This is a genomic window from Adhaeribacter soli, assembly GCF_008727925.1.
In the GTDB taxonomy this organism is placed as follows: Bacteria; Bacteroidota; Bacteroidia; order Cytophagales; family Hymenobacteraceae; genus Adhaeribacter_A; species Adhaeribacter_A soli.
In genome coordinates this window covers 35,306-57,327 of sequence record NZ_VTWT01000011.1, presented here as the reverse complement: position 1 = coordinate 57,327, position 22,022 = coordinate 35,306, and the positions used below count along the sequence as shown (strand labels likewise).

General features: G+C 47.3%; 20 protein-coding genes. 10 read left to right on the top strand and 10 right to left on the bottom strand.

What is annotated here, in order from left to right; all coding sequences use genetic code 11:
• The first annotated feature begins 292 nt into the window (after positions 1 to 292).
• Positions 293 to 1,426 carry an MFS transporter gene (locus F0P94_RS17045; protein WP_150905294.1) on the top strand — a complete coding sequence of 378 codons (1,134 nt, stop codon included), beginning with the start codon at positions 293 to 295 and terminating at the stop codon, positions 1,424 to 1,426.
• Between the two features lie 166 nt (positions 1,427 to 1,592).
• Here F0P94_RS17045 and F0P94_RS17040 read toward each other — a convergent pair whose 3' ends face one another.
• From F0P94_RS17040 to F0P94_RS17025, 4 genes are all read right to left on the bottom strand, one after another.
• The gene (locus tag F0P94_RS17040; protein WP_150905292.1) at positions 1,593 to 1,778 is read right to left on the bottom strand and encodes a hypothetical protein; all 186 of its coding nucleotides are present in this window, start codon (positions 1,776 to 1,778) and stop codon (positions 1,593 to 1,595) included.
• Between the two features lie 712 nt (positions 1,779 to 2,490).
• Positions 2,491 to 2,835: a hypothetical protein gene (locus F0P94_RS17035; RefSeq protein ID WP_191907084.1), complete on the bottom strand. Its 345-nt coding sequence runs from the start codon at positions 2,833 to 2,835 to the stop codon at positions 2,491 to 2,493.
• A 17-nt stretch (positions 2,836 to 2,852) separates the two neighbouring features.
• Positions 2,853 to 3,512, bottom strand: a complete 660-nt coding sequence (locus F0P94_RS17030; RefSeq protein ID WP_150905435.1) for an NAD-dependent epimerase/dehydratase family protein — start codon at positions 3,510 to 3,512, stop codon at positions 2,853 to 2,855.
• A gap of 1 nt (position 3,513) precedes the next feature.
• Positions 3,514 to 3,987 carry a DUF6508 domain-containing protein gene (locus tag F0P94_RS17025; RefSeq protein WP_150905288.1) on the bottom strand — a complete coding sequence of 158 codons (474 nt, stop codon included), beginning with the start codon at positions 3,985 to 3,987 and terminating at the stop codon, positions 3,514 to 3,516.
• 219 nt (positions 3,988 to 4,206) lie between these two features.
• On the opposite strand from F0P94_RS17025, the gene F0P94_RS17020 reads away from it, so the two are divergent.
• Positions 4,207 to 4,752, top strand: a complete 546-nt coding sequence (locus F0P94_RS17020; protein WP_150905286.1) for an REP-associated tyrosine transposase — start codon at positions 4,207 to 4,209, stop codon at positions 4,750 to 4,752.
• 226 nt (positions 4,753 to 4,978) lie between these two features.
• Here F0P94_RS17020 and hrpB read toward each other — a convergent pair whose 3' ends face one another.
• Entirely contained in the window at positions 4,979 to 7,420 is a 2,442-nt protein-coding gene (hrpB, locus tag F0P94_RS17015) for an ATP-dependent helicase HrpB (RefSeq protein WP_150905284.1), read from the bottom strand.
• 156 nt (positions 7,421 to 7,576) lie between these two features.
• Between hrpB and F0P94_RS17010 the strand changes: the two genes are divergently transcribed.
• A complete protein-coding gene (locus F0P94_RS17010) occupies positions 7,577 to 10,693 on the top strand; it encodes a metallophosphoesterase (RefSeq protein ID WP_150905282.1) in 3,117 nt (1,038 codons plus the stop codon).
• Between the two features lie 159 nt (positions 10,694 to 10,852).
• Positions 10,853 to 11,263: a DUF4142 domain-containing protein gene (locus F0P94_RS17005; protein WP_150905280.1), complete on the top strand. Its 411-nt coding sequence runs from the start codon at positions 10,853 to 10,855 to the stop codon at positions 11,261 to 11,263.
• A gap of 247 nt (positions 11,264 to 11,510) precedes the next feature.
• Here F0P94_RS17005 and F0P94_RS17000 read toward each other — a convergent pair whose 3' ends face one another.
• Entirely contained in the window at positions 11,511 to 12,479 is a 969-nt protein-coding gene (locus F0P94_RS17000; RefSeq protein ID WP_191907083.1) for an energy transducer TonB, read from the bottom strand.
• Between the two features lie 496 nt (positions 12,480 to 12,975).
• On the opposite strand from F0P94_RS17000, the gene F0P94_RS16995 reads away from it, so the two are divergent.
• Complete coding sequence (locus F0P94_RS16995; protein ID WP_150905275.1) at positions 12,976 to 13,887, top strand: cation diffusion facilitator family transporter; 912 nt, start codon at positions 12,976 to 12,978, stop codon at positions 13,885 to 13,887.
• A gap of 161 nt (positions 13,888 to 14,048) precedes the next feature.
• Here the strand turns inward: F0P94_RS16995 and F0P94_RS16990 are convergent, their stop codons facing one another.
• Positions 14,049 to 14,558, bottom strand: coding sequence for a hypothetical protein (locus F0P94_RS16990; RefSeq protein ID WP_191907082.1), 510 nt, complete (start codon positions 14,556 to 14,558; stop codon positions 14,049 to 14,051).
• Positions 14,559 to 14,752: 194 nt separating this feature from the next.
• On the opposite strand from F0P94_RS16990, the gene F0P94_RS16985 reads away from it, so the two are divergent.
• Positions 14,753 to 15,679, top strand: coding sequence for a DUF808 domain-containing protein (locus F0P94_RS16985; RefSeq protein WP_150905271.1), 927 nt, complete (start codon positions 14,753 to 14,755; stop codon positions 15,677 to 15,679).
• An 826-nt stretch (positions 15,680 to 16,505) separates the two neighbouring features.
• Here F0P94_RS16985 and F0P94_RS16980 read toward each other — a convergent pair.
• From F0P94_RS16980 to F0P94_RS19740, 3 genes are all read right to left on the bottom strand, one after another.
• Entirely contained in the window at positions 16,506 to 17,051 is a 546-nt protein-coding gene (locus tag F0P94_RS16980) for an REP-associated tyrosine transposase (RefSeq protein WP_150905269.1), read from the bottom strand.
• 341 nt (positions 17,052 to 17,392) lie between these two features.
• On the bottom strand, positions 17,393 to 18,034 hold the full coding sequence (locus F0P94_RS16975) for a hypothetical protein (protein WP_150905267.1): 642 nt from the start codon (positions 18,032 to 18,034) through the stop codon (positions 17,393 to 17,395).
• A gap of 37 nt (positions 18,035 to 18,071) precedes the next feature.
• A complete protein-coding gene (locus F0P94_RS19740) occupies positions 18,072 to 18,209 on the bottom strand; it encodes a hypothetical protein (RefSeq protein ID WP_191907081.1) in 138 nt (45 codons plus the stop codon).
• Positions 18,210 to 18,592: 383 nt separating this feature from the next.
• Here F0P94_RS19740 and F0P94_RS16970 point away from each other — a divergent pair, with 383 nt between their 5' ends.
• The 4 genes from F0P94_RS16970 to F0P94_RS16960 all read left to right on the top strand — a co-directional run bounded on the left by F0P94_RS16970 (position 18,593) and on the right by F0P94_RS16960 (position 22,009).
• A complete protein-coding gene (locus F0P94_RS16970; protein WP_150905265.1) occupies positions 18,593 to 19,849 on the top strand; it encodes an MgtC/SapB family protein in 1,257 nt (418 codons plus the stop codon).
• A gap of 734 nt (positions 19,850 to 20,583) precedes the next feature.
• A complete protein-coding gene (locus F0P94_RS16965) occupies positions 20,584 to 21,141 on the top strand; it encodes a YfiT family bacillithiol transferase (RefSeq protein ID WP_225307260.1) in 558 nt (185 codons plus the stop codon).
• Between the two features lie 39 nt (positions 21,142 to 21,180).
• Positions 21,181 to 21,408, top strand: a complete 228-nt coding sequence (locus F0P94_RS19735) for a hypothetical protein (RefSeq protein ID WP_191907080.1) — start codon at positions 21,181 to 21,183, stop codon at positions 21,406 to 21,408.
• The gene (locus F0P94_RS16960; protein ID WP_317133065.1) at positions 21,338 to 22,009 is read left to right on the top strand and encodes a DUF6544 family protein; all 672 of its coding nucleotides are present in this window, start codon (positions 21,338 to 21,340) and stop codon (positions 22,007 to 22,009) included. Before F0P94_RS19735 ends, F0P94_RS16960 begins: the two co-directional genes overlap by 71 nt.
• Positions 22,010 to 22,022 lie beyond the last annotated feature (13 nt).

Sequence of the window (22,022 nt, the reverse complement as noted above, 5' to 3'; positions counted from 1 at the left end):
TAAAGCAGACGGCAATGATTTCCTGATTGGAGAAAGAATCAAACTTCATTAGTGAACTTATTCCTTGCGTAACCTCAGTTCGTTACAGAGCCTTGCATATTTTCAGTCCAGATACTTATATCCAGATTTCAATGTCTTTTTTACTTCCTTCCATTAAAACGCTATGCTTTTCCGGTTAAAAACCATTCGCCCGCTGCAGAAGTAAATGAAGTAACCTCCGGATACTAAACGGAACCCCAATAAACAGCCCTGCAGGATTTCCCCTACCTTTGCCCTTTGATTTTTTAATAGCATGCCTTCTTTACGCAACCAGCGAATTGCCCTGAGTACCTTTTTCTTTCTGGCCGGTTTCAGCTTTTCCAGCTGGACTTCCCGCATCCCCACCATTGCCGCCGCTTTAGACCTGAACGAAGCCGAATTGGGCAGCATTTTGTTTGCGATGCCGGTGGCTTCCATGGCGGGTTTACCGCTTTCCAGTTGGCTGGTAACCAAATACGAAACCCGCATACCTTTAACCGTTGGTTTTATTCTGAACGCACTTTGCCTTAGTTTGATCGCTTTTGCCAATTCGGCCACGTTTCTGGTGTTTGCCCTGGTGCTGTACGCTTTATTCATGCGGGTACTGAATATTTCAATAAATACCCAGGCCATTAACCTGCAGAACCTTTACGGACGGAAAATAAACGGCGGTTTTCACGGCCTCTGGAGCACCGGCGGCATTGTGGGCGTGGGTTTTACCACGTTGCTGGTTTCGCTGAAAGTTACCATTATTCCGCACTTGCTTATGGTTACCGGCATTACCACTTTAACCGCTTTGCTGGCTTACCGGTATTTGCTCCGTAACGACAGGGCTACTTCCGGCAACAAGCTAACTTTCAAGAAACCTGAACCTTTTATTTTGTACCTGGGCTTGCTGGCCTTCTTTGCCATGGTGTGCGAAGGCGGCATGTTCGACTGGAGCGGCATTTATTTCCAGCAGGTAATTCAAGAAGAAATTTTCACGGCCGGTTACCTCACCTTCATGGTCTTCATGGCCACTTCCCGCTTCCTCTCCGACCGCATCATCGATAAAATTGGGATGGCGAATGCGTATATCATGAGTGCGATCTTTATCTTTTCGGGCATTTTGCTGGCCATTCTTTTCCCAAGTTTCTGGCCCGCCATGATCGGTTTCTCCCTCGTTGGTTTTGGCACCGCCGCCGTAATTCCTTTAACCTACACGCTGGCCGGCACCTCTAAAACCTATTCGCCCGGCATTGCTGTTTCGTTAATTGCAACGTTTGGCATTGTAGGCATGCTGCTGGGTCCGCCCATGATCGGGTACCTTGCGCACGCCTTTAACCTGAAAGTCTCGTTTATCACGTTTGCTTTTTGCGGCATAATGCTGATCCCTATTTCCCAGTTGTTCTTCCAGCTGGAGAAATAAAGATCGGATCAGAAACGAAGTTCGGCGGAGCCAATTTACAGGATGGAAGGATTTTCAGGATTCAGGCTTACAAGCCGGGATCTGCAGATATGGAATTACAAAAATTTAGCTGCTCCAGATTTACAGATCCGGATCTTGACAGAAGCGGGTCCATTGATCATAGTCGTCAGGTTAAAAACAAAAGCAGGTCATGCTGGGCTTGTCGGGGAAACCGTTTACCGTAAGTGTTGCACAGACCACCTTGCTGCCGTGAGCTTTCCTGCATTTTTTTCCGGCCGTGCTCCGGACTGTGCGCCACAGACCAGGTTGAAGAGCTGACCAGGATCTGGCCTGAAGCTGATCTTTTAACCATAGCTTTCAGGCTAAGCTACTTTATTTCATCATCCCGAGTGGAGAAAATTTTGGTTTAAAATTTCAAAAAGTTGCGATGACAGCCAAGTCGCCCGCCGTTGTTGGTGTTTTCACCATAGCCGTCAGGCTAAGAAAAAATGAGGTCATTCTGAGCTTGTCGAAGAAACTATTGGTTACTCCTATGGCATTTGAGCGTAGCAAAAAATGCCTTTCGTTCGGGTTCGGTATGCGATAGTTCCTTCGGCTTCGCTCAGGATGACCCAATAAAATTCCTTATTATGACGGCTATGGTGAAAACACCATAGCCGTCATAATAAGGAGAAAAGCTGGTCATTCCGAGCAACGCCGAGGAAACTTTTTACTGTTGCCGGTGCCCTCACCGGACACCAGGCTGCCGTATCCATTCCTGCTTTTCCTACTGGTGCATTACCAGATTAATTTTTAGAAAGTGGGATTACAAATCCCACGGCTCGGTTAATACGGGATTACAAATCCCGTCAATCAAATTCCCCGTCAAGCAAATTCTAATAATTAATCTGTTTAATTGCCCCGCATTTTTGAAATGGCAGAAGCAGGGATTTATACATCCCCGGCAGGAAATTTCCGGATGAATAGTTCCGGAAAAGCATAGTTAAAAGCATCCTTATTTTTCAGGCGCGAGAAGTAAACTGGAAAGGAAAATGAAAGGGAAATTAAGCCATTCCTTCAAAAAACTACTTTAATTCCCGAACCGTAATATGCTGCTGGTTTTCCATTTCCCAATGATCCCCTTTTACCCGGACGGTTTCGCCAACGGTTACCGCACGGTATGTGGTGGGGTCGGTTAAATTGGCATGGCTGACGGTAGCCAGGTATTCCTGACCTTCGGCCGTTTTGATCCGGGCGGTATAGCCGTCTTTGCCCGGTTGGATCTCCGTTACTTTTCCGGAAATGAAATCGGTTTGGGACTTCACTTCTTCCTGCTGCATCTCGGGGTTTTCCGGATTATTGGGCAGGTTGCAGCTTGCCAAAATAACGGGAATTGTCAAAAACATCAATTTGCTTAAAACGATTTTCACAGGTTGCGTTTTTAGATTTAAGAATGCGCCAAAGCTTTGATGTCCGGAACTTCCAAGATCGGTTTAGAATAACCTTTCTTCATTGCTTTGATCATGGCCTGCCCTACTTCCCGGAGCGTACAAATGTAATTCGGAAAAAGCCCTTTTAAAACCGGTTCCAGGAATTTTATATACCGGTAATACTTGCTCGTGTTTTTCAGGCCGGGCGTAGGCTGAATAAAAGCCGGCCGGAACATATACGCGTTTTTAAACAGCTTCAGCAGCTCGTTCTCGGTTTTACCTTTTATCCGTGCCCAGTGCGAACGGCCTTTTTCCGAACTGTCGGTACCCGCGCCGGTTACGTAGCAGAAGGTCATATCCGGGTTTTGTGCGGCCATGGTCCGGGCAACTTCCAGGGTTAAGTCGTACGTGTATTTCTCATAATCGGCTTTGCTCATGCCCATCGAAGAAACGCCCAGGCAAAAAAAGCAGGCATCGTAGTTTTTGAAATCTACCGCTACGTTTCTGAAATGCAGGAAATCCGGAACGATTACTTCTTTTAATTTAGGGTGCTGATGGCTGGAAGCCCGCCGGTTAATGAGTAATACTTCCGAAATTTCCTGGTCCTGCAGACATTCGTGCATCACGCCTTCGCCCACCATGCCGGTAGCGCCGGTAATTATTACCCGGAAGGCCATTTTAGCGGGCACTATCAGTTTTTTCCGAAGGCTGTTCCTCGTTTACCCGGCCTTTTAATTCCTTTAAAATGGCCAGGACGGTTCCATCATAAAACTTGCCATCCAGATACCCTTCGCAAAACCGGTCGTTGCGGATAATGGCCGTTAGTAGTTTCAGCAGCGTTATGGTATCCTGCCCTTTAAAATTCTTTGAATCGATCATCCGTTCGCCTTCCTTCCAATGGCTCCAGTCGAAGTTAATTACCAGGCTCAGGCTGTACATCGTCCTCATGAAACTGCTAGCCAGATTTGAACTGGTATGATAAGAAGCCAGCACAAAGCCCGGCGCGATCTGCCGGCCACCGCCGTACGAACCGAACTCCTCCGTTCGTTCAATTTGGGGAATAAACTCAAAAACCTGGTGCCATTGGCGTGGGGTCAGACTGGCTACATGTTTCGGAAATTCTTCGAGCGGGTAAATGGTTTTATCGATCATGGTTTTTCAGTAGTTTAATTCAGGAATAAGGTAGTAAAATTCAGAACACGGGGTTATTTTATTTTGCAAACCTGATAATTAAATTAGGCTGAATGCTGATTATGGATTCCGGTAGAGTTGACCCCACCCCGGCAGCTAAATCTGCTGGTGCGAGCCTCCGGCTCGTACCTTTTCCATGGTACGCCGTATTTGGTTTAACGCAACTAAAACAACATCTGCATGAGTCGCAAATATAAATTCTATAACCAGGAAGGCTTGTACTTTGTAAGTTTCGCGGTGGTCTACTGGATCGACGTATTTATCCGGGATGAATACTTTACCGTTTTACTGGAAAGCCTGGATTACAGCCGGAAGCAGAAAGGCATGGAAATTTACGCCTGGTGTGTCATGCCCAGCCACGTTCATCTGGTTTTCAGAGCGAAGCATAATAACCCGGGCGAATTGCTTAAAGAATTCAAAACGTTTACTTCCAGACAACTACAAAAAGCAATCGCCGAAAACAGCCAGGAAAGCCGGAAAGAATGGTTGCTCTGGATGATGGAAAAAGCCGCATCGAAAAACAGCAATTCTAAACTCCGGCAGTTTTGGCAACACCACAACCACCCAATCGAATTATGGAGCCCGGAAGTGATCGACCAAAAGATCGAATACACGCACCAAAATCCGGTAGTAGCTGGTTTTGTTTCCGAACCCCACCATTGGAAATACAGCAGTGCCATCGATTACAGTGGAGGAAAAGGATTGCTGGAAATTGACTTGGCCTGAAGGTAAAAGGATACGAGCCGGAGGCTCGCACCAGCATCATGCTCGCATCAGCACCAGCACTATCATTCCAAAAAAATAAAGGTCGCTAGCGCGAGCCTCCGGCTCGTGTCTAAATGCCACCAGCAACACTCACACCAGCATCGGGTCCGCACCAGACAGTTATTCCGCCAAAAGTAAAGGTCGCTGGCGCGAGCGTCCCGCTCGTGTCTAAGTGCTCCTGCTTACCTTAACGCACCGGCCACGCCACCCCCGGAAACTTCGCCACCAATTCCCCCCGCAAATCGCTATACTTCTCCGCCCAAAAACTCCCCAGATCCGCCACGGTTGCTAACGGCTTCAGGTCCGGCGTGAGCAGATTTAGCAGCACGTGCATTTCGCCGCCGTCTACGGTTGGGTTTTCTTCCCAGGTTAAAATATCCTGCAGGCGGACTTCCAGAATGGGTTGCTTGCCGTTTTTCAGATACAGCAATTCCGCTTCGTAGCCATCGGGTAAAGCAATGGTAGCCGGAGCCAGTTTATTTAAAGCAGCCTTCTGTTCAGCGGTTAAGAACTGCTCTAAAATGGGCAGCAGGTCTATTTCCAGCAGATCTTCCGGCACTTCCACTTCCCGCAAAGAAGGCGTGAGCCATTCGGGATTCGTAAGCAATAACGTGGGCGTAGAAAGGTCGGGCCAGCCTTCGGTGGGGCGCCATTTGCGCAGGCTTAATACCCGGTTCTGGAATTGCTGCACTTTTTCGGTCCAGTTCAATAGCGTATCCCCTTCCCTTTTCAGGGCTTCGGAAATGGCGGGAATCAGGTGTTTTTCGTCGGGTTCCGGGAGGGGTTTGCTTTGGAGCACGATGCTGCCGATGCGCATGTCGCGGGAGGCCGTTAATTCGCCGTCGGTGGTGTCCCAGGTGATGACGTCCTGCTGTTTTACCAGCGGCGCCAGGTCTCTCGGATTTAAAGGGGAAGCCAGGAAGATCTGGCCCACGCCTTCGCGGGCGTTGAGGTGGGCTATGGCCAGCCAGGGCTCGTGCGCGAGGTCGTCGCGGTGGCCGGCGGAGGCGTATTTGCCGTTGGCAAGCTGGAACTGGGCGTTGTTGCCGGGGCGCGCAAAGGCAATGCGTTCGGGGTAACAGTGCGCCAGTAATACGCCGGTTTCGTAAGGGTCCGGGATACCGTTTCCGGGCTCGAGGCTGAACATGCGGCGGTACGAAGCGGCTACCTTTTCGATCTTTTGCAGGCGTTTGCCGCCCACGTTCTCTTTACGGTAGCGGCGCAGGGCTTCGATGCGCAGGTTCAGGTCGATGCCCGAATTGCGTTCCAGCGGGTCGCGTTCTTCCAGCAGGGCGGCAATGTCGGCGGCCAGGGGCAGCACGCCGGCTTCCTGCGCCATTAAGAGCATGTGCGCCAGGCGCGGGTGCGTAGGCAGGGCGTGCATCTTTTTGCCGTGTTCGGTTATGCGGCCGTTTTCCAGGGCCTGCAGTTGGTGCAGCATGTCGGTGGCCTGCAGCAGGGCGGCTTTGGGCGGCGGCGTGAGCCAGGTTAGCTGGGCAATATCGATGATGCCCCAGGCGGCCATATCCAAAACCAAAGAGCTGAGGTCGGCTTCCAGGATCTCGGGGGTGCGGTGCGGGGTCAGGCGTTCGTGGGCGGCTTTGGTCCAGAGGCGGTAAGCCACGCCGGGACCCAGCCGGCCGGCCCGGCCCGCGCGCTGGTCGGCGGAGTCTTTGGAAATGCGCACGGTTTCGAGACGCGACAACCCGGATTTGGGATCGAAGCGCGATGTTTTGCCGAAGCCGGTATCTACCACCACGCCCACGCCTTCTATGGTGAGGCTGGTTTCGGCAATGCTGGTGGCCAGCACTACCTTGCGTTTGCCCTGCCGGTCGGGCATGATGGCGGCGTATTGTTTGCCGCTGGGCAGCATGCCGAAGAGCGGGTGAATGGCCACGTCGCGGAGCTGTTTCCGGAGGATGGCTTCCGTTTTCCGGATGTCGCCTTCGCCGGGCAGGAACACCAGTACGTCGCCGGTTTGCTCGCGGAGGGCCTGCAGCACGGTGCGGGCCGTGAATTCGGGCAGCATCCATTCGTCGGACTCGCCGGCGTAAATGGTTTGGATGGGGTACTGGCGGCCCATGCTTTGCGCCACTGGGGCGTTGAGCAGTTGCGTGAGCTGGGGCATATCCAGGGTGGCCGACATCACCATCAGGCGCAGGTCGGGGCGCAGGGTTTGCTGGGCTTCCCGCGCCAGGGCCATGGCTACGTCGGCGTGGATGCTGCGTTCGTGGAATTCATCGAAAATGACGAGGGCCGTGCCGGTAAGCGCCCTATCCGAATGGATCATGCGGGTGAGAATACCCTCGGTTACCACTTCGATGCGGGTTTGCTCGGAAATGCGGTTCTCGAAGCGGATGCGGTAGCCGACGGTCTGCCCCACGGTTTCGCCTAAGAGCTGGGCCATGCGTTCGGCAATGGTGCGGGCGGCCAGGCGGCGGGGCTCCAGCATGATGATCTTCTGCCCGGCCAGCCAGCTTTCCTCCAAGAGGGCCAGCGGCAGCAAGGTGCTTTTACCGGCCCCGGGAGGCGCATTTACGATCAGGGTGTTGCGGGCAGCCAGGTGTTCGCGGACCGTCGGGATGATTTCCGTAACGGGAAGGTCTATTTGGAAGGGGTTGAAGGGCAAGGGGTGTATTTTTTTAAATTCAAAGTTCCCAAAAATTTTGGGGATAATCTAAAGCGGATTGAAAACAAGTAAGAAAAATTGAAAAAGAAACTATTACAATAACAATACAATTCCCTATCTTACCCACTGCAAACCCAATTAAACTTTCTCTTTACTATGAAAATTTTACACTTAACAGATTTCCATTTTAGTAATCAAGAACAGGATTTACACAGACAGACTAAGGTGGTCAATAAAATGATTGAACACATAAAATTCCAATCCGAAAAACCGGATTTAATTTTCTTTACAGGGGACTTAGTTTATTCTGGTGATAAAATAGAGTCTTTTAGAAAAGCAAAGGAATTACTTATTGATCCTTTACTTAAAGATTTAGATATTCCATTAGAGAATTTCTTTATATGTCCTGGTAATCATGATGTCGATAGGTCAAAGCGAAGTATGGCAACTATCAGATTTATTGATACAATAAAGGATAATATTGAGCTAGATAAGTTTACAAAAGACCCCGGAATAGATTATTCAAATAGCTTGCTTCCACTAAACAACTATTACACATTTACGGAGGAACTTAAATCAAACTCAAAGGATATTTATAAAAATGGCTACTCGTGTCATTTAAGAACTATAGAAAATAAAACTATAGGGATATATTGTGCAAATACAGCTTGGAGAGCTGTAGGTCATAATGATGAAGGTAACTTAGTTTTACCATTAAAATTTATCAATGAAGGTTTACACCATTTAAAGGATGCTCAAATCAAAATAATATTACATCATCATCCACTCTCTAATTTTAAATTATATAATGAATATGCATTGGAAGATGTAATTCACAATAATTTTAACATTGCCTTTTCCGGTCATTTACATAAGGATACTGCTTCGGTCTTTTTAACACATACTGATGGAATTTTAAAGCTTCAATCAGCTGCTTCACTTGCTGGAACAGATGGTTCTACAATAGGTTACACAGTTATTAATGTGGATAATGAAACCTATTTTGTGAAAGGGAAAACATTTAAGTTCAATAATGAAGGCGAATATTTTTATGACGGGAATTTAATTGAGGTTCAAATACCAGTAAGTAAGGAAAAGCAGGAACAGAATAAGTTTAGACAACGACTTAGAGAGTTACATGATCTAGAATTAGAAGAAGCCAATGATTTATTCTTAAATGGAAAAGTAAATAAAGATGCTAAAGGTTTTCTTGACCTTTGGACGACACCAGTTATAAGCTCAAAAAGCCCTGAAGAAGTAAAGAAAGAAAACTCTGTTCCTATTTTTAATTGTGATGACTTTGTAAATTCAGGATCAGACTTTTTAATAATGGGGGAAGATAAATCTGGCAAAACCTCTTTGCTCAAATACTTACAACTACAATGTTTAAGTAAATTCCCTATCCTTGGAGTAATACCTTTTTATATTAATAGTGCAAAAGCAGAAAAAGGTGGGGATGTAAAATCTAGAACGCAAAAAGAAGTTGCCACCTATTTTGCCACCAGCAGAGCTGGGGCAACTAGTATAATGGAAACTCAAAAAACCTTAGTGCTAATCGATAATCTAGATTTAACTAATGAACAGGAGAGAAAGTGGTTAGAAGAAATTATTAAATGTTTCCATAAATCTCAAATAATAATATGTTGTAATCAAAACTCTTTAACAAAATACCGAGATGTTTCTATTGGGGATAAAAAAATGATTAATATTTTTTTCCATAGTCTTAAAAAGAAACAAATACGGGAAATTGCAGAAAAATTTTATGGCAATTCAAATAGTAAAACAGAGGTTATTACTAGAATAAACCATATATTCAATATGCTTGCAATTCCATTTAATTTCTGGAATGTGTCTTTATTTATGTGGGTCTTTAAAGAAAGTAATAGAGACATTAATAACGATGTCGATCTTGTTGACTTATATATGGAATCCATCCTTGAACGAGAAAACTTATTAAGAAGTAAAGGAGAGTTTTCATATGATAAGTACAAACAGTATTTGGCTCACTTAGCTAGATTCTTCCTTAAAAAACAAGATACTTCTTACTCAGCTAGTATCCCTGAAATCTATGCTTTCACAGAAGAATATCTAAAAGAAAATCCTAGAAACCATACTAATGCCAATACAGTTTGGTCCTATGTAGAAAATAAAGGGATCGTTAAGGAGGTTTATCCTGGAATGTATTCTTTTAGGTTAAATGGGATATTCGAATATTTTCTAGCTCATTATTTGAAACTTAACTCGGAATTTAGAAATAACGTCATAGATGATAACGATGTTTATCTTAGTTTTAAAAATGAATTAGAAATGTATGCTGGTTCTAATAGAAGCGATGAGGATTTTGTTGAAAGGATTTTTAATAAAACACAACGCATTTTTAATAACATTCACTTTGAATATTCAGTGAATGGAGGACTAAATATGGACTCTTTGTTAAAGTCCATTGCTACAGATGATATCGCTCTTCATTTGGGTAAAAAGGAAATGGAGGTAATTAATGAGCGTCTTTCCCAAGATGAAATAGATGATTTTGAAGACCCAATTTTAGAAAATGGAATTGCGGATAGGGATCGTCATTGTGAAGTAAGGGTTAAAAAATTAATTCCTATTGATGAGGAGGATGTCGCTTCATTAGAACGAGCTTTATATATTTTAGGTCGGGTTTTTAAAAATGCAGATGATATTAAAAATGGGAATTTAATTAATAATATCTTCAATTATTTGTTAGACACGACTGTGATGTGGGGTTTTAAGCTTTTTGAATCAATGAGAAAAGAAACAAACAACCCAGATAATAATAATGACCATATCACAATGTTAGCAAACCTAATGAAACAATTACTACCAGTAATTGTTCAGAGCAGATTATCTGATATGATTGGGGCTGTAAATATGCAATCTGTGATTAAGAAAAAAATTGAATCTATTTCCCTCACAGATGAAAAGGATTCTCAATTTAAACTATTTCTCTTATTCTATATGCTCTGTGATATTGACTTAAGTAGCAATATTAGGTATATTGAAAAGAGTGTACAGGTTTTAAAAATTCCTATTCTGAAGCATTCAATCATGATTAAAATTTTATATTATTATCATTTTAGGATCTCTGAAATTCATCCTCAAATACAAAAGGCAACAGAGAAGACATTACAAAACTTGTATTCAGAGGTCGCCAAGAGTTTTAATAGTTCATTGTATTCAAAAAATCAAGTAAGTCAAATCTTTAATAAACTTGATAAGAAGAAAATGGTAGAAAAGAAAAAGAATAGCTAATTCGATTTTCCAGTTATTAAAAAGGATACTAAGTTTTCCCTTGGTATCCTTTTTAATTTAATATTTTCCTAAAAATCTAAAACAAATTTAAAAAACTTTTAAAGTAATATCCTCTCTCTCGGTGTCGTAAGGGTGATAACTCACAGTGACCTAGGAAGCATGAAAATAGCCCTACTCCCCTTTTTAGCCGCCGGTATGCTGACCTTTAGTTTAGGCGCCTGCAGCTCCACCAAAACCGATTCCGGGGCGGTAACCACCCAGGCTACGGAAACCTACAGCTTCCCGGAAATGGCCGCCAGCTCCGATCTGTTCGAGACCCGTAGCAGCGAACTGGCCCAGGCGCGCGGCATCAACCCGGCTGTCCGGATCTTTGCCAAACTGATGCTCAGCGAACACGGCAGTTACTCCGAGGAATTAAAAAGCCTGGCTGCCCAGAAGAACATCACCCTGCCCACCACCATGCTCCCGGTGCACCAGCGCCTGATGGAACCCATGACCGAACTGAACATCGGCGAAAAATTCGATAAGCGCTACATGGATGGCCAGATAAAAGCCCACGAACTTGTTTAATGATTAATAGTTAATGTTTAATAATGGCTCCGGGTTGGCTTTCTGCCGGGAGCCGACAAGGTCCTTCAGAGCTACGCTCGCAATCTTCGCGCTCCCGCGCTCAATTGAGCTCAGGATGACAGGTGTATTCCAGGAGCAGTTTTTTTAATAATAAGCACCAGTTTCCTGGGAAGGGCTGGTGCTTTTTTGGTTTGAAAGGGTAGCATTTTATCGGGGAGGTTGGTTTGGTGGCAGCAAGGTTATATCCTTACTTCAGCACTTTAAAGCTGCTTTGGAATACCCCGAAATCGAGGTTGGTTTTTGCGCGGTCTTCTTCGAACTGCAGATAGGTTACGGCAATGTTTTTACCGCCGGCTTTAAAGGTGTACACATCGATCAGGTATTTCCCGACCAGGTGCGTGGCCACGGCATTCATCTGCATAAGGCCGGAAGCTTTCCAGGCCTGGTAGGTATTGAACATGCTTTTCTCCGGCGCATCGAAAATTAAAGGCAGGCGGCTGGTATCGTTGTTCCGGGTAAAGTGGGTTAGTTTTTTATCCAGGTGCAAGCGGGTATCCAGGGTGTCCTTTTCAACGTTTACAAAGATCATCCCGCCTTTTCCGAAGCCCTTGTGCTCCAGTTTCAGTTCTACGTTTCCCGCGTTCTCCGTGCGACTTACCTGCCACTTTTTAAAATGCCGGAAAGAAATGTTGTCGGCCTCATACGCTATAATATTTTTTCGTTCCGCTTCCGTGGTAAGGGCAAACCTTACGGGCAGGGTGTAGCGGCTGGCTAAAGGCGTCTGGCCCTGGTAGGCGGGTTGCCAGCGCGGCATTTCCCGGATAATCTTCACTACCAGGCTGTCGATGGGCCGGTCCACTCCTTCCGCAATGCTTATGTTCTCGATTTGTCCGGACCGGTTCACGACAAACTTCGCTTTCACCAGTCCTTCTTTGCCGTATTTGCGGGATTCTTCCGGATAGACGATCTTCTGCTGCAGGTACTTGATCATGGCCGCATCGCCGCCCGGAAAAACCGCCATTTTATCGACGATCAGGCTGGTATCGTTCTTTACGATCCGGTACCGGAGGCCGTTCTTAGGATTGGTAAATTCCCTGGCCGGTCCTTCCTGCGCCCGGGCAACCGTCAGGCTCAGAAAAACCAATACCAGCAAGGCTGCAAACTTCTTAAATCCGGCCCTTCTCCCTATACCGCCGACCCATACTTTTTCAGGCATATTTCCTATCGTTTTCCGGCTAAAACTAATCAGAAAAATTATCCGAATCAAAATAAACCTTGTTCCGGCGTGCGCCATAACCCGGAGCCTGTTTTTTGATAAAGGCAGCACTTTTCCGGTTTAAAAGGATAGCATTTGGTGTGCGTTACCAGGTTCAGAAACAAGCCTCCAGCCCACGCGCATGCATGGAACATGGCGGCTAATCCGCAGTGGAAGCAGGGCTTTTTAGGGAACAATTTATTTGAGGTCAAGAAAACAATAGTTACATTTTATGCCTCTATCCTGGGTCTGTGCCCTCACAGACCGAAGCACGAAAGTTAAAAATTGGCAGCTTACTCAAACGGCAGCAAGGTGGTCTGTGGGAACACAGACTACGGAGGCGGAAAGTCCGGGCCGGGAAGCCGGAAGGCGTTACCCGCGTTTACCGGGAAACCTGCAAACAAAAATGCCGCAAAACAGTACATGTAGGCGTACCTAACACCAGCTTTTTTGCGGCATGGCAGCATCTAAATTTCCTATTTACAGTGCTTTGGGCGCCAACCTGGCCATTGCCATAACCAAATTTATTGCGGCGGGCTATACCGGCAGTTCGGCCATGCTTTCCGAAGGCATCCATTCGGTGGTAGATGCGCTGAACGAGGTTTTGCTGCTGTACGGCATAAAACGCAGCCAGAAACCCGCCGATGCAAACCGCCCTTTCGGGTACGGCAAAGAATTGTATTTCTGGGCATTCATGGTTTCGATCATGATCTTCGGGATTGGCGGCGGCATTTCTTTTTACGAAGGCGTGAACCATATTTTACATCCGGTCATTATCCGGGAACCGAAATGGAATTACATTGTGCTGGGTTTTGCGTTCGTATTCGATGGCTTTTCGTTTATTACGGCCCAGCGGGAGTTCAGCCGGCAGCGCGGCCAAACCCCTTTCTGGCAGGCGGTGCGCCACAGCAAAGACCCGTCTACGTTTGTGGTATTGTTTGAAGATGCCGCCGACCTGGTTGGTTTAACCCTGGCGTTCCTGGGCGTTTTCCTGGGGCATTATTTCCAGAACCCCTACTTCGATGGCATTGCTTCTATCCTGATCGGGTGCGTGTTAACGGCGGTTTCGCTGGTGCTGGCCCGGGAAAGCCGCAGCCTGCTGATGGGCGAAAGCGCCGAGCCAACAATTATTGCCGAAGTAACCGTCATAGCCGAAGCCCACCCTACGGTCCACAAAGTGATCCGCCACCTTTCCATGTACATGGCCCCGGAAGAACTGATCATGGTTTTAACGGTGGCGTTCAAGGAAGAAGTGGCCAGCGCGGAAGTTACCCGGGCCATCGATAGCATCCGGGCCAGCATTCAAACCCGGAACCCGGCCATTAAACAGCTTTTTATTGAACCCGATACGCTGCCTTCGGAAAGTTAATGCAGAAGTGATCCTGCTTTTCTGGAGCCTGCCCCGACTTTTTGGGGCGAAAAACGTAGTATTTTGAAGCAATCAGAAAGTAAAACCCGGCTGGTTTTTAAAGCGTCTTGCAACCGACAATGAAAGGAAAGAAAGGAAAGATCAGTTTCCGGCTAGAGTATTCAATTCTGCAAGGCTTTCAGATAATCCGCTTTCCTGAAAATCTTTATGCCGCCGTAACCTGGCTGCACGTAGGTTTGAAAGAGAAAAATATATTCCCCATCCGAAAAAGCATCAACCGCTTTTACGTATTCGGGTAACGGTTCCGGTTTAAGATCTAATGGATCGATCCCTTTCCGTTTCAATACCTTTTTCCGGATTGCAGCCAGCACGTTGCCATCTGTAGGATTGTAGAGGATCCGGTTTGGAGTGGAAGCCCCCTGATACAAAATACACCAGGCCGCAGCGGTACCGTTTTCAGGTTTAGGTTTATAGGCCCAAACGGTTTTTCCCAGCAATTCGGGCGTTGGTTCATCTACTGAAACGCACTGCCAGTTCTTTTTTTCTAAAATCCGGTTTATTTCTTCCGGTGCCGAAGCCTGAAACTTTAACAGCTCGTTTAAAGTAAGGCTTTGTGAAAAACCTTCCAAGGTCAAGCTCAGGAATATAAAGTTAAATAAGATCTGCTTCATCATATTTTGAAAGTGTTCCCTGAATAGCCCGTTTTTCTTACCCGTTTGAAATCAGGCAATACAAGGTATTAAGGTACGCTGTTGCGTAGCTTCCCGAAAAATTATTTCATATTTGTCTTTCGATGGGCCACCCGCTATTCAGACCTGGCTCCTATTCCCGAACTGAAAACAAACTTAAAACAAACTTTAGATTAATGGCAACCGGACTTCTCGCTTTATTGGATGATATTGCCGCCCTGGTGAAGGTGAGCGCCGCCACCCTGGACGATGTGCCCACGCAGGTAGCCAAAACCACCGGCAAAGTTTCCGGCATCGTGATCGACGATACGGCCGTAACGCCCAAATACGTGGTGGGCCTGGACCCGAGCCGGGAACTGGCCATTATCTGGAAGATCACCAAAAAGTCGCTCATCAACAAACTTATTTTCCTGGGTCCGGCCGCGTTGCTGCTCGGTTTTTTTGCGCCCCAGGTTATTCCGTACGTGCTGATGGTGGGTGGCGCTTACCTGTGCTTTGAAGGTTACGAGAAGGTGCACAGCATGTTTGGCAAGCACCATACCGAACAAAACACGCCCGCCGAAGAAATGCAGGTCATTACGCCGGAAGAACTGGAAAAGGAACGCGTGGACAGCGCCGTGCGCACCGATTTTATTTTGTCGGCCGAGATCATGGCTATTGCTTTTGCCACCGTGGCCACCGCGCCGCTCCTGAACCAGATCGTGGTGCTGCTGGCCGTAGCGATCTTTATTACGCTGGCGGTTTACGGTTTTGTGGGCCTGATCGTAAAAGCGGATGATATCGGGGTGCACCTGGCCAGGAAAAGCAGCTCGCCGGCTATGCAGGGTTTTGGCCGTGGCATCGTTAAATTTATGCCGCACTTTTTAACCTGGCTGGGTTATTTAGGCACCGCGGCCATGCTGTGGGTTGGTTTCGAGATCATCCTGCATGGTTTGCCTTTCATGCACCACCCGCTGGAAAGCTTCGATCATGCGTTAGGTAGTATTCCGGTAATCGGCTGGTTGCTTCGGGTGCTGGTGCTGGCGTTGGGCGGTTTGGTGCTGGGTTTTGTGGTGGCTTTGGTAGTTGGTCTGGTGCAGAAACTGATTGGGAAGAAAAAGTAAGGTTAATTTCATATTTTTGGAAGGCCGCGGGTTTCAGAACCTGCGGCTTTTTTTATGGTTTTTGGGTGGGAAGGGGTAGCGTTATTTAGTTGGCGGTTGTGCGGGGGAATGCGGATCACAGATCCGCAGCTCAGTGCTTCCAGATTGCAAATCCGGAAGAGCAAGGAAGCATAAATTAAGGCGACAATTAGAAGGCTAAGCCATAAACCGCTGACTGCTGTTTCTGATGAATGTTGTAACCGCTGTTTCGGATCTGTGCTCCGGAACCTTGGAGCTGCGGATCTGTGATCCGCTTTTATAGCAGCTTGCAGTGCGTTAAGGCGGATTACAAATCCGCGGCTCGGTGCTTCCGGATTGCAAATCCGGAAGAGCGATAGAGAGCAACAGTAAACAAGAGCGAAAATCAGGGGAATGCAAGGCCATTACCTAAACCAAACCGCTGATCACTGTTTCAGAACCGCTGTTTCGGATCTGTGATCCGAAACGTTGGAGCTGCGGATTTGTAATCCGCTTTTTATTGCAGTTGGCAGTGCATTAATGCGGATTGCAAATCCGCGGCTCAGTGCTTCCGGATTGCAAATCCGGAAGAGCGATAATAAATAATCCGGAAGAGAAACAGGTTTACAAATCCGGAAGAGCGATATGCGGCGAAAGAGCGGTAATGAGCGAGGGAGCGATATTTAAAATCATGACCAGCACAAGAGCAGCGAAAATGGCAGCCCATTATCTGAAAAAAGTCGCTGTTTCGGATCTGTGATCCGAAACGTTTGAGCTGCGGATTTGCAATCCGCTTCCATTCCAAAGATCAGCTTCTATTTTACAAAACCTATTCCGCAAAAATTATATCCAGTAAGCCTTTTTCGCCGGCATAATCGCGGGCGGAACTGTAAAGATAGTGTTCGGGCTCACTTACCATTTCTGCTCTTACCGGGTTTTGATGAATGTAATTTAGTTTCTGGTCTAAAAAGGCAGAGGTATGAATCTCTTTGGCTTCGTTACCTTCCTGCCAGAATTTGTACTGCTTTATTTTCGGATCGCAGGTTCCGGCAAAGGCAAAACGGTCCAAAAGCCATTCTCGCCGGCTTTCGGGTTCTTCCTGTAGGGCCTTTATCAGGGCTTTACTGGTAAATTTCTTAAAATCACGCAGAATGTCGGATAAGTTTTTACCTTCTTTTGCCGAGGCGATCAGGTGCAGATGATTGGTCATCAGGCACCAGGCGTAAAGTTCTAACCCTTTCTGTTGCTGGCAGTACCGCATGGAATCCAGGAGAATATGCCTGTAGACGGGTCTCGTAAAAATATCGACCCAATCTACCACGGTTAGGGTTAGGTAATACAGGTAATCGCTGTGGATTTTATTCTTCAGGCCCATGCTTTGGCCTTACTTAACATAGCCCTGTTTTGTTGGGTTTTTCTGCTTTTGGTTGGCTGCGGTGCAAGGCGGATTACAAATCCGCTGCTCAATTCTTCCGGATTACAAATCCGGAAGAGCAAGTTAGCAAGTTACAAATCAGGAAGAGCGAAAAGCTGAAGTTAAAACTTCAGATCATTTTAGGTTCAGAATTCACCTTCGTTCAAACCTGAACCAGTTAATTTAACGGCTTCCTGCCTTGCACTGTATTCCACTAACAAACTTTTGCGGCTGAATAAAAAAGGCTGCCTTTACGGCAGCCTTTCCTTTTACCAGCTCTTCAGAAAAAGGTATTCAAAGGTTTATAAATGACCGCACTGCACCGAACGGCTTCTGATCTCCCCGTTGGTCAGGGTTTTGGAATTTCCTTGGCCGTCGTAAAGTTTGCAGTTGAAACGGGCTTTGGTGATGCGTTGCGAGAAGCCATCGTTATTGGCAATGTGCTCTACCACTTCAAACGTGCTGCCGGTCTGGTCACCGGTGCCAAAATCGGAGGTCCAGTATTTTCCATTGGCATCCGTATGCACGATAACGATACCGTCTTTAGCCGGGGTTCCGGTTCCTTTTACGGTTTTACCAAACGGGTACACCCCGGGTTTAACCATGGTTTCTATCTGAGAGCATACATCGGGTTTATTGGCAAAGGTTTTTACAAACAGCACGCCCGAAACGTGTTGGTTTACCGTATTCATCAGTAAAAGCGATTGTTCTTCCACCCACGGACCGGAGGAATTTCCGGAGCTGCTTCCGGCCCCGCTGCCATAGTTATTTTTCAGCGCTTCCACCATAAAATCGGCGCCGTCTATTTTAGCTACAAAATAAAGGTCCGAGGTTGGCACCGGCGTTGCAGGTGTAGCTGGCTTCACGGTAGCTTTTTCGTCTTTACAACTGCCGAGCAGCAGTATTCCTAAAGCCAATGCAGGGAAAAGTTTACGTCTTATCATTGTGTTTGCGTTTGTTATTTCAAAGCTAAACTTAACACTAATCTTTCGAAACAAAAAAAGTAATAACGCTTTCTTTTTCCGGCCTTACCACGGCTACCCCCTGCTTTCTACTTCCTGCCGGGTAGCATGGCCAGTCTTCCGTAAAAATACCGGCAACAACTACATAATCTTCCATGCTATCAGAAGCTAAACCTGCTCAAAAACTTTCCGGTGGTTTTAAACTTCATCTTGAACCTTCCTCCTTTTCTGAAGCCCGGCGATAAAGCTGGGGTGATCAGTAACAGCCACTACACCGAAGAAAAATAGATCGACGAACTTGTCAGGATTGTGCAGGAATGGAAGCTGAAACCCGTATTGGCAACCCCGTATTGGCAACACCATCGGACCAAGGCAGCTTTGCCGGTTCGGACCGGCTCCGGTAAAACGACCTGCAGGAAATTCCCAGTGCAAAGAATGAATTTAAAACCTGCTTTAAAGAGCAACTTTCAAGAGCAGGCAGATAAGGGAAATCTTTCTAAGTTTGCGTATTACCGATCATTCACGCACAGAAATTAAGAAATGGAACCTGAGCTTTTCCAGAAATTTGCGATCTCATTAGGTTTGGGTTTACTCGTAGGGCTGCAGCGGCAGCACCAGAACTCTCAGATGGCCGGCATCCGCACGTTCCCGCTCATCACGCTTTTCGGTTCGCTTTCGGCTTTGCTGGCCGCGGAATTTGGCGGGTGGGTAATTGCGGCCGGGGTTTTGAGCATGGCCTTGCTTAGCATGACCGGGAATTATCTCCGGAGCCAGGCCGAACCTATGCACCCGGGCCAGACCACCGAGCTGGCCATGCTGCTGATGTACGCGATCGGGGTTTACCTGGTATTAGGTTCTACTACGCTGGCGGTGGTACTGGGCGGCAGCGTGGCAGTGCTGCTGCAGATGAAGGGCGTGCTGCACCGCTTTGTGGAGCGCATCGGCCAGAAAGACATGAAAGCCATTATGCAGTTCGCCGTGATCTCGCTGGTCATTCTGCCGGTTCTGCCGAACCGGGCTTTCGGGCCGTACAATGCCCTGAACCTCTACGAAACCTGGCTCATGGTGGCGCTGATCGTGGGAATCGGTTTGCTGGGGTATTTTGCTTACAAGATCTTCGGGGAAAAAGCCGGCACTGTGCTGGGCGGCATCCTGGGCGGCCTGATCTCCAGCACGGCCACCACCGTAACGTATGCCCGCCGCACCGAAAAAGCCGGCCAGGGCACGATGCTGGCGGCTCTCGTGATCTTTATTGCCTCCGTGGTATCGGTAATCCGGGTAATTTCGGAAATTGTGTTTGTAGCGCCGGGTTCGCTGCCTCAGGTTTTACCCCCGTTTGTTGCATTTGGCCTTTTCATGATCGCGCTGGCTGCCGTAAGCTACTTTTTTAAACGAAGCGACCACGATAAAATGCCCGCCCAGGAAAATCCGGCCCACTTTAAAACCGCCCTGGTATTCGGATTGGTTTACGCGGCGGTTACCCTGGCTACTGCCTTTGCCAAAGATAAATTCGGCAGCTCGGGGGTTTACGGCGTAGCCATTATTTCCGGCCTTACCGATGTAGATGCCATTACGCTTTCCACTTCCCGGCTCATGCACAACGGCAAACTGCAGGCCGATGCCGGCTGGCGGATAATCCTGGTAGCCGTACTCTCAAACCTGGCCTTTAAAGCCGCGCTCACCGGTATACTCGGAAACCGGAAACTGTTTGCCCGGGTCGGGGTGCTTTTCGGGCTGGCCCTGGCCGCCGGGTTGCTGGTACTCTTTTTCTGGCCGGAGGAACTGAATTTGTTTTAGTTTTTTAACGGCAAATGCTACCGCTTATCCTGCTGAAGTACCTCCTGGAATTTTCTGTAGGGCAAATGCAATCATCTGAAGGATAAGCCCGGAAAGGCGATACTCTAAAAAGGATTATTTGTATGGTAAAAGCAGGCTGTAATATGATTATTGGTGAATGCTATGGTGAAAACACCATAGCCGTCAGCCTAAGAAAAAAGCAGGTCATTCTGAGCTTGTCGAAGAAATCGAAGATTCAGCGGAGCTAAACTATTGGTTACTATTATGGCATTTGAGCATTCCTGAGACGGGAGTCGAAAGGACCCAGCGTAGCTGCAATAAATGCCTTTCGTCCGAGTTCAGTATGCGATAGCTCCCTCAGATCAGAGCTACGCTCGCAAGTTTCGCGCTTTCTCGCGCTCTCCTGTTGTTCGGGATGATGCAATAAAGTAGCTTAGTCGGATTGTTATGGTGAAAACTTGCAACAATGACAGGGTACTTATTGTTCTTTAAATTTCAAGGAATGCCTTATTTAAAAGCCTACCGGGCAAAGCCGAATTCCAGGATATTTATATAGAGGACGCGTCGATCTCGACCAAATAAAAGCCAACCGAAAAAGAAATAAACCGCTTTGTAGCCAACCTGTTACTTTTCTCTCAAAAGAAGTTAACATTTTCTGAAAAGCTACGCTAAAAGCAAACCAAAAACGGTATCTTTTCAATCTAAAAAGTAAAAAACTTTTAAACCTACTGGCGATGAATACCTCTGAAAATATGAGCCCGGAAGAACTGGAAAAACTTCGCTACCCCATTGGCAAATACGACCGTTCGCAACCGCTTACCACTGCCACTTTAGAAGAAGCCCTCACTTCCCTGGCCAAACACCCGGCCGAGCTCCGGGCTACCGTAGTCACCCTTTCCGATGAACAGCTCGATACGCCTTACCGCCCCGGCGGCTGGACCGTGCGGCAAACCATCCACCACCTCGCCGACAGCCACATGAACGCTTACATTCGCTGCAAACTGGCCCTGACCGAATATAACCCCACCATTAAACCCTACGAAGAAGCGCTTTGGTCTGACCTTCCGGATGCGCGCGACGGTGCGGTGGAAATGTCGCTGAATTTACTGGATGGACTGCACGACCGTTGGGTACTCTGCCTGGAAAACCTCACTGCCGAGCAATGGCAGCGCACCTTCAACCACCCCGAATCCGGCATAACCCCACTGGATCTGGCTGTTCACCTGTATGCCTGGCACGGCAGGCACCACTTAACCCAGATCAAAAACCTCCGCGAACGCATGGATTGGTAAATGAATATTGGTCGCCGTTCTGATTAATTCAACTAAGGTATGAAGCTTAAAATCGCAATTCCGGCCATTATTGGCGTTTCAGGGCTTGGTTTCCTGGCTTTCAGGCGGAAGTCTGAAGCTTCTTTTCAAAAAGAAGTAAACAATCTGTTTGCCGCCTCTCCCTGCATTTCAGAGAAGCGCTACTCCGCTGCCCAGCTTGAGGGGCTGCCGGAGCCGGTGCAACGCTATTTCCTGGCATGTATTAAAAGAAGGACAATCATACCTTAGCTATGCACGTCTTCAGCATACGGGCTTTTTTAAAACAGACCTGGAAAAAGACTGGATAGCAATTGCCGGAGAACAATATTTTACGAGCCGCAACCCGGGCTTTATCTGGCAGGGAAAAACCAGCATGTTTACGGCTATCGATAAATTTGTGAACGGCAGCGGCAACCTGAACGTGAAGCTCTTTTCTGTTTATAAAATGGTAGATGCCAAAGGCGAAAAATACGACCAGGGTGAACTGCTGCGTTGGCTGGGCGAAAGTGCCTGGTTTCCGACCAACTTACTGCCAACCGAAAACCTGCGCTGGGAAGCCGTAGATGACCAGACCGCAAACCTGCATTACCAATACCAGAACCTGCACCTGCAATACAAAGTACGTTTTAATGCAGCCGGTGAACTTGTTTCCTGCGAAACCCGGCGGTACATGGGAGATAAAAGCCTGGAAAGCTGGATCGGTAGATTCAGTAACTACCAGGAAATAAACGGTATGCTTTTACCAACCAGGGTGGAAGGCGCCTGGATTCTGAAAGGGGAGGAAAAACCCTACGCCCGCTTTGAAGTTACCTGCCTGGAGCACGATATACCTGAAGCTTTTAGAAGCTAAATTTTAACCGAAA

Bases quoted from the DNA above. Each gene is read 5' to 3' on its own strand.
- F0P94_RS16975 (WP_150905267.1), bottom strand. From the start codon at position 18,034: ATGATAAGACGTAAACTTTTCCCTGCATTGGCTTTAGGAATACTGCTG.
- F0P94_RS16970 (WP_150905265.1), top strand. From the start codon at position 18,593: ATGGAACCTGAGCTTTTCCAGAAATTTGCGATCTCATTAGGTTTGGGT.
- F0P94_RS17040 (WP_150905292.1), bottom strand. From the start codon at position 1,778: ATGGTTAAAAGATCAGCTTCAGGCCAGATCCTGGTCAGCTCTTCAACC.
- F0P94_RS17020 (WP_150905286.1), top strand. From the start codon at position 4,207: ATGAGTCGCAAATATAAATTCTATAACCAGGAAGGCTTGTACTTTGTA.
- F0P94_RS17010 (WP_150905282.1), top strand. From the start codon at position 7,577: ATGAAAATTTTACACTTAACAGATTTCCATTTTAGTAATCAAGAACAG.
- F0P94_RS17000 (WP_191907083.1), bottom strand. From the start codon at position 12,479: ATGCCTGAAAAAGTATGGGTCGGCGGTATAGGGAGAAGGGCCGGATTT.
- F0P94_RS17045 (WP_150905294.1), top strand. From the start codon at position 293: ATGCCTTCTTTACGCAACCAGCGAATTGCCCTGAGTACCTTTTTCTTT.
- F0P94_RS17030 (WP_150905435.1), bottom strand. From the start codon at position 3,512: ATGGCCTTCCGGGTAATAATTACCGGCGCTACCGGCATGGTGGGCGAA.
- F0P94_RS16995 (WP_150905275.1), top strand. From the start codon at position 12,976: ATGGCAGCATCTAAATTTCCTATTTACAGTGCTTTGGGCGCCAACCTG.
- F0P94_RS16990 (WP_191907082.1), bottom strand. From the start codon at position 14,558: ATGAAGCAGATCTTATTTAACTTTATATTCCTGAGCTTGACCTTGGAA.
- F0P94_RS17005 (WP_150905280.1), top strand. From the start codon at position 10,853: ATGAAAATAGCCCTACTCCCCTTTTTAGCCGCCGGTATGCTGACCTTT.
- F0P94_RS16980 (WP_150905269.1), bottom strand. From the start codon at position 17,051: ATGGGCCTGAAGAATAAAATCCACAGCGATTACCTGTATTACCTAACC.
- F0P94_RS17025 (WP_150905288.1), bottom strand. From the start codon at position 3,987: ATGATCGATAAAACCATTTACCCGCTCGAAGAATTTCCGAAACATGTA.
- F0P94_RS19740 (WP_191907081.1), bottom strand. From the start codon at position 18,209: ATGGAAGATTATGTAGTTGTTGCCGGTATTTTTACGGAAGACTGGCCA.
- F0P94_RS16985 (WP_150905271.1), top strand. From the start codon at position 14,753: ATGGCAACCGGACTTCTCGCTTTATTGGATGATATTGCCGCCCTGGTG.
- F0P94_RS16965 (WP_225307260.1), top strand. From the start codon at position 20,584: ATGAATACCTCTGAAAATATGAGCCCGGAAGAACTGGAAAAACTTCGC.
- F0P94_RS19735 (WP_191907080.1), top strand. From the start codon at position 21,181: ATGAAGCTTAAAATCGCAATTCCGGCCATTATTGGCGTTTCAGGGCTT.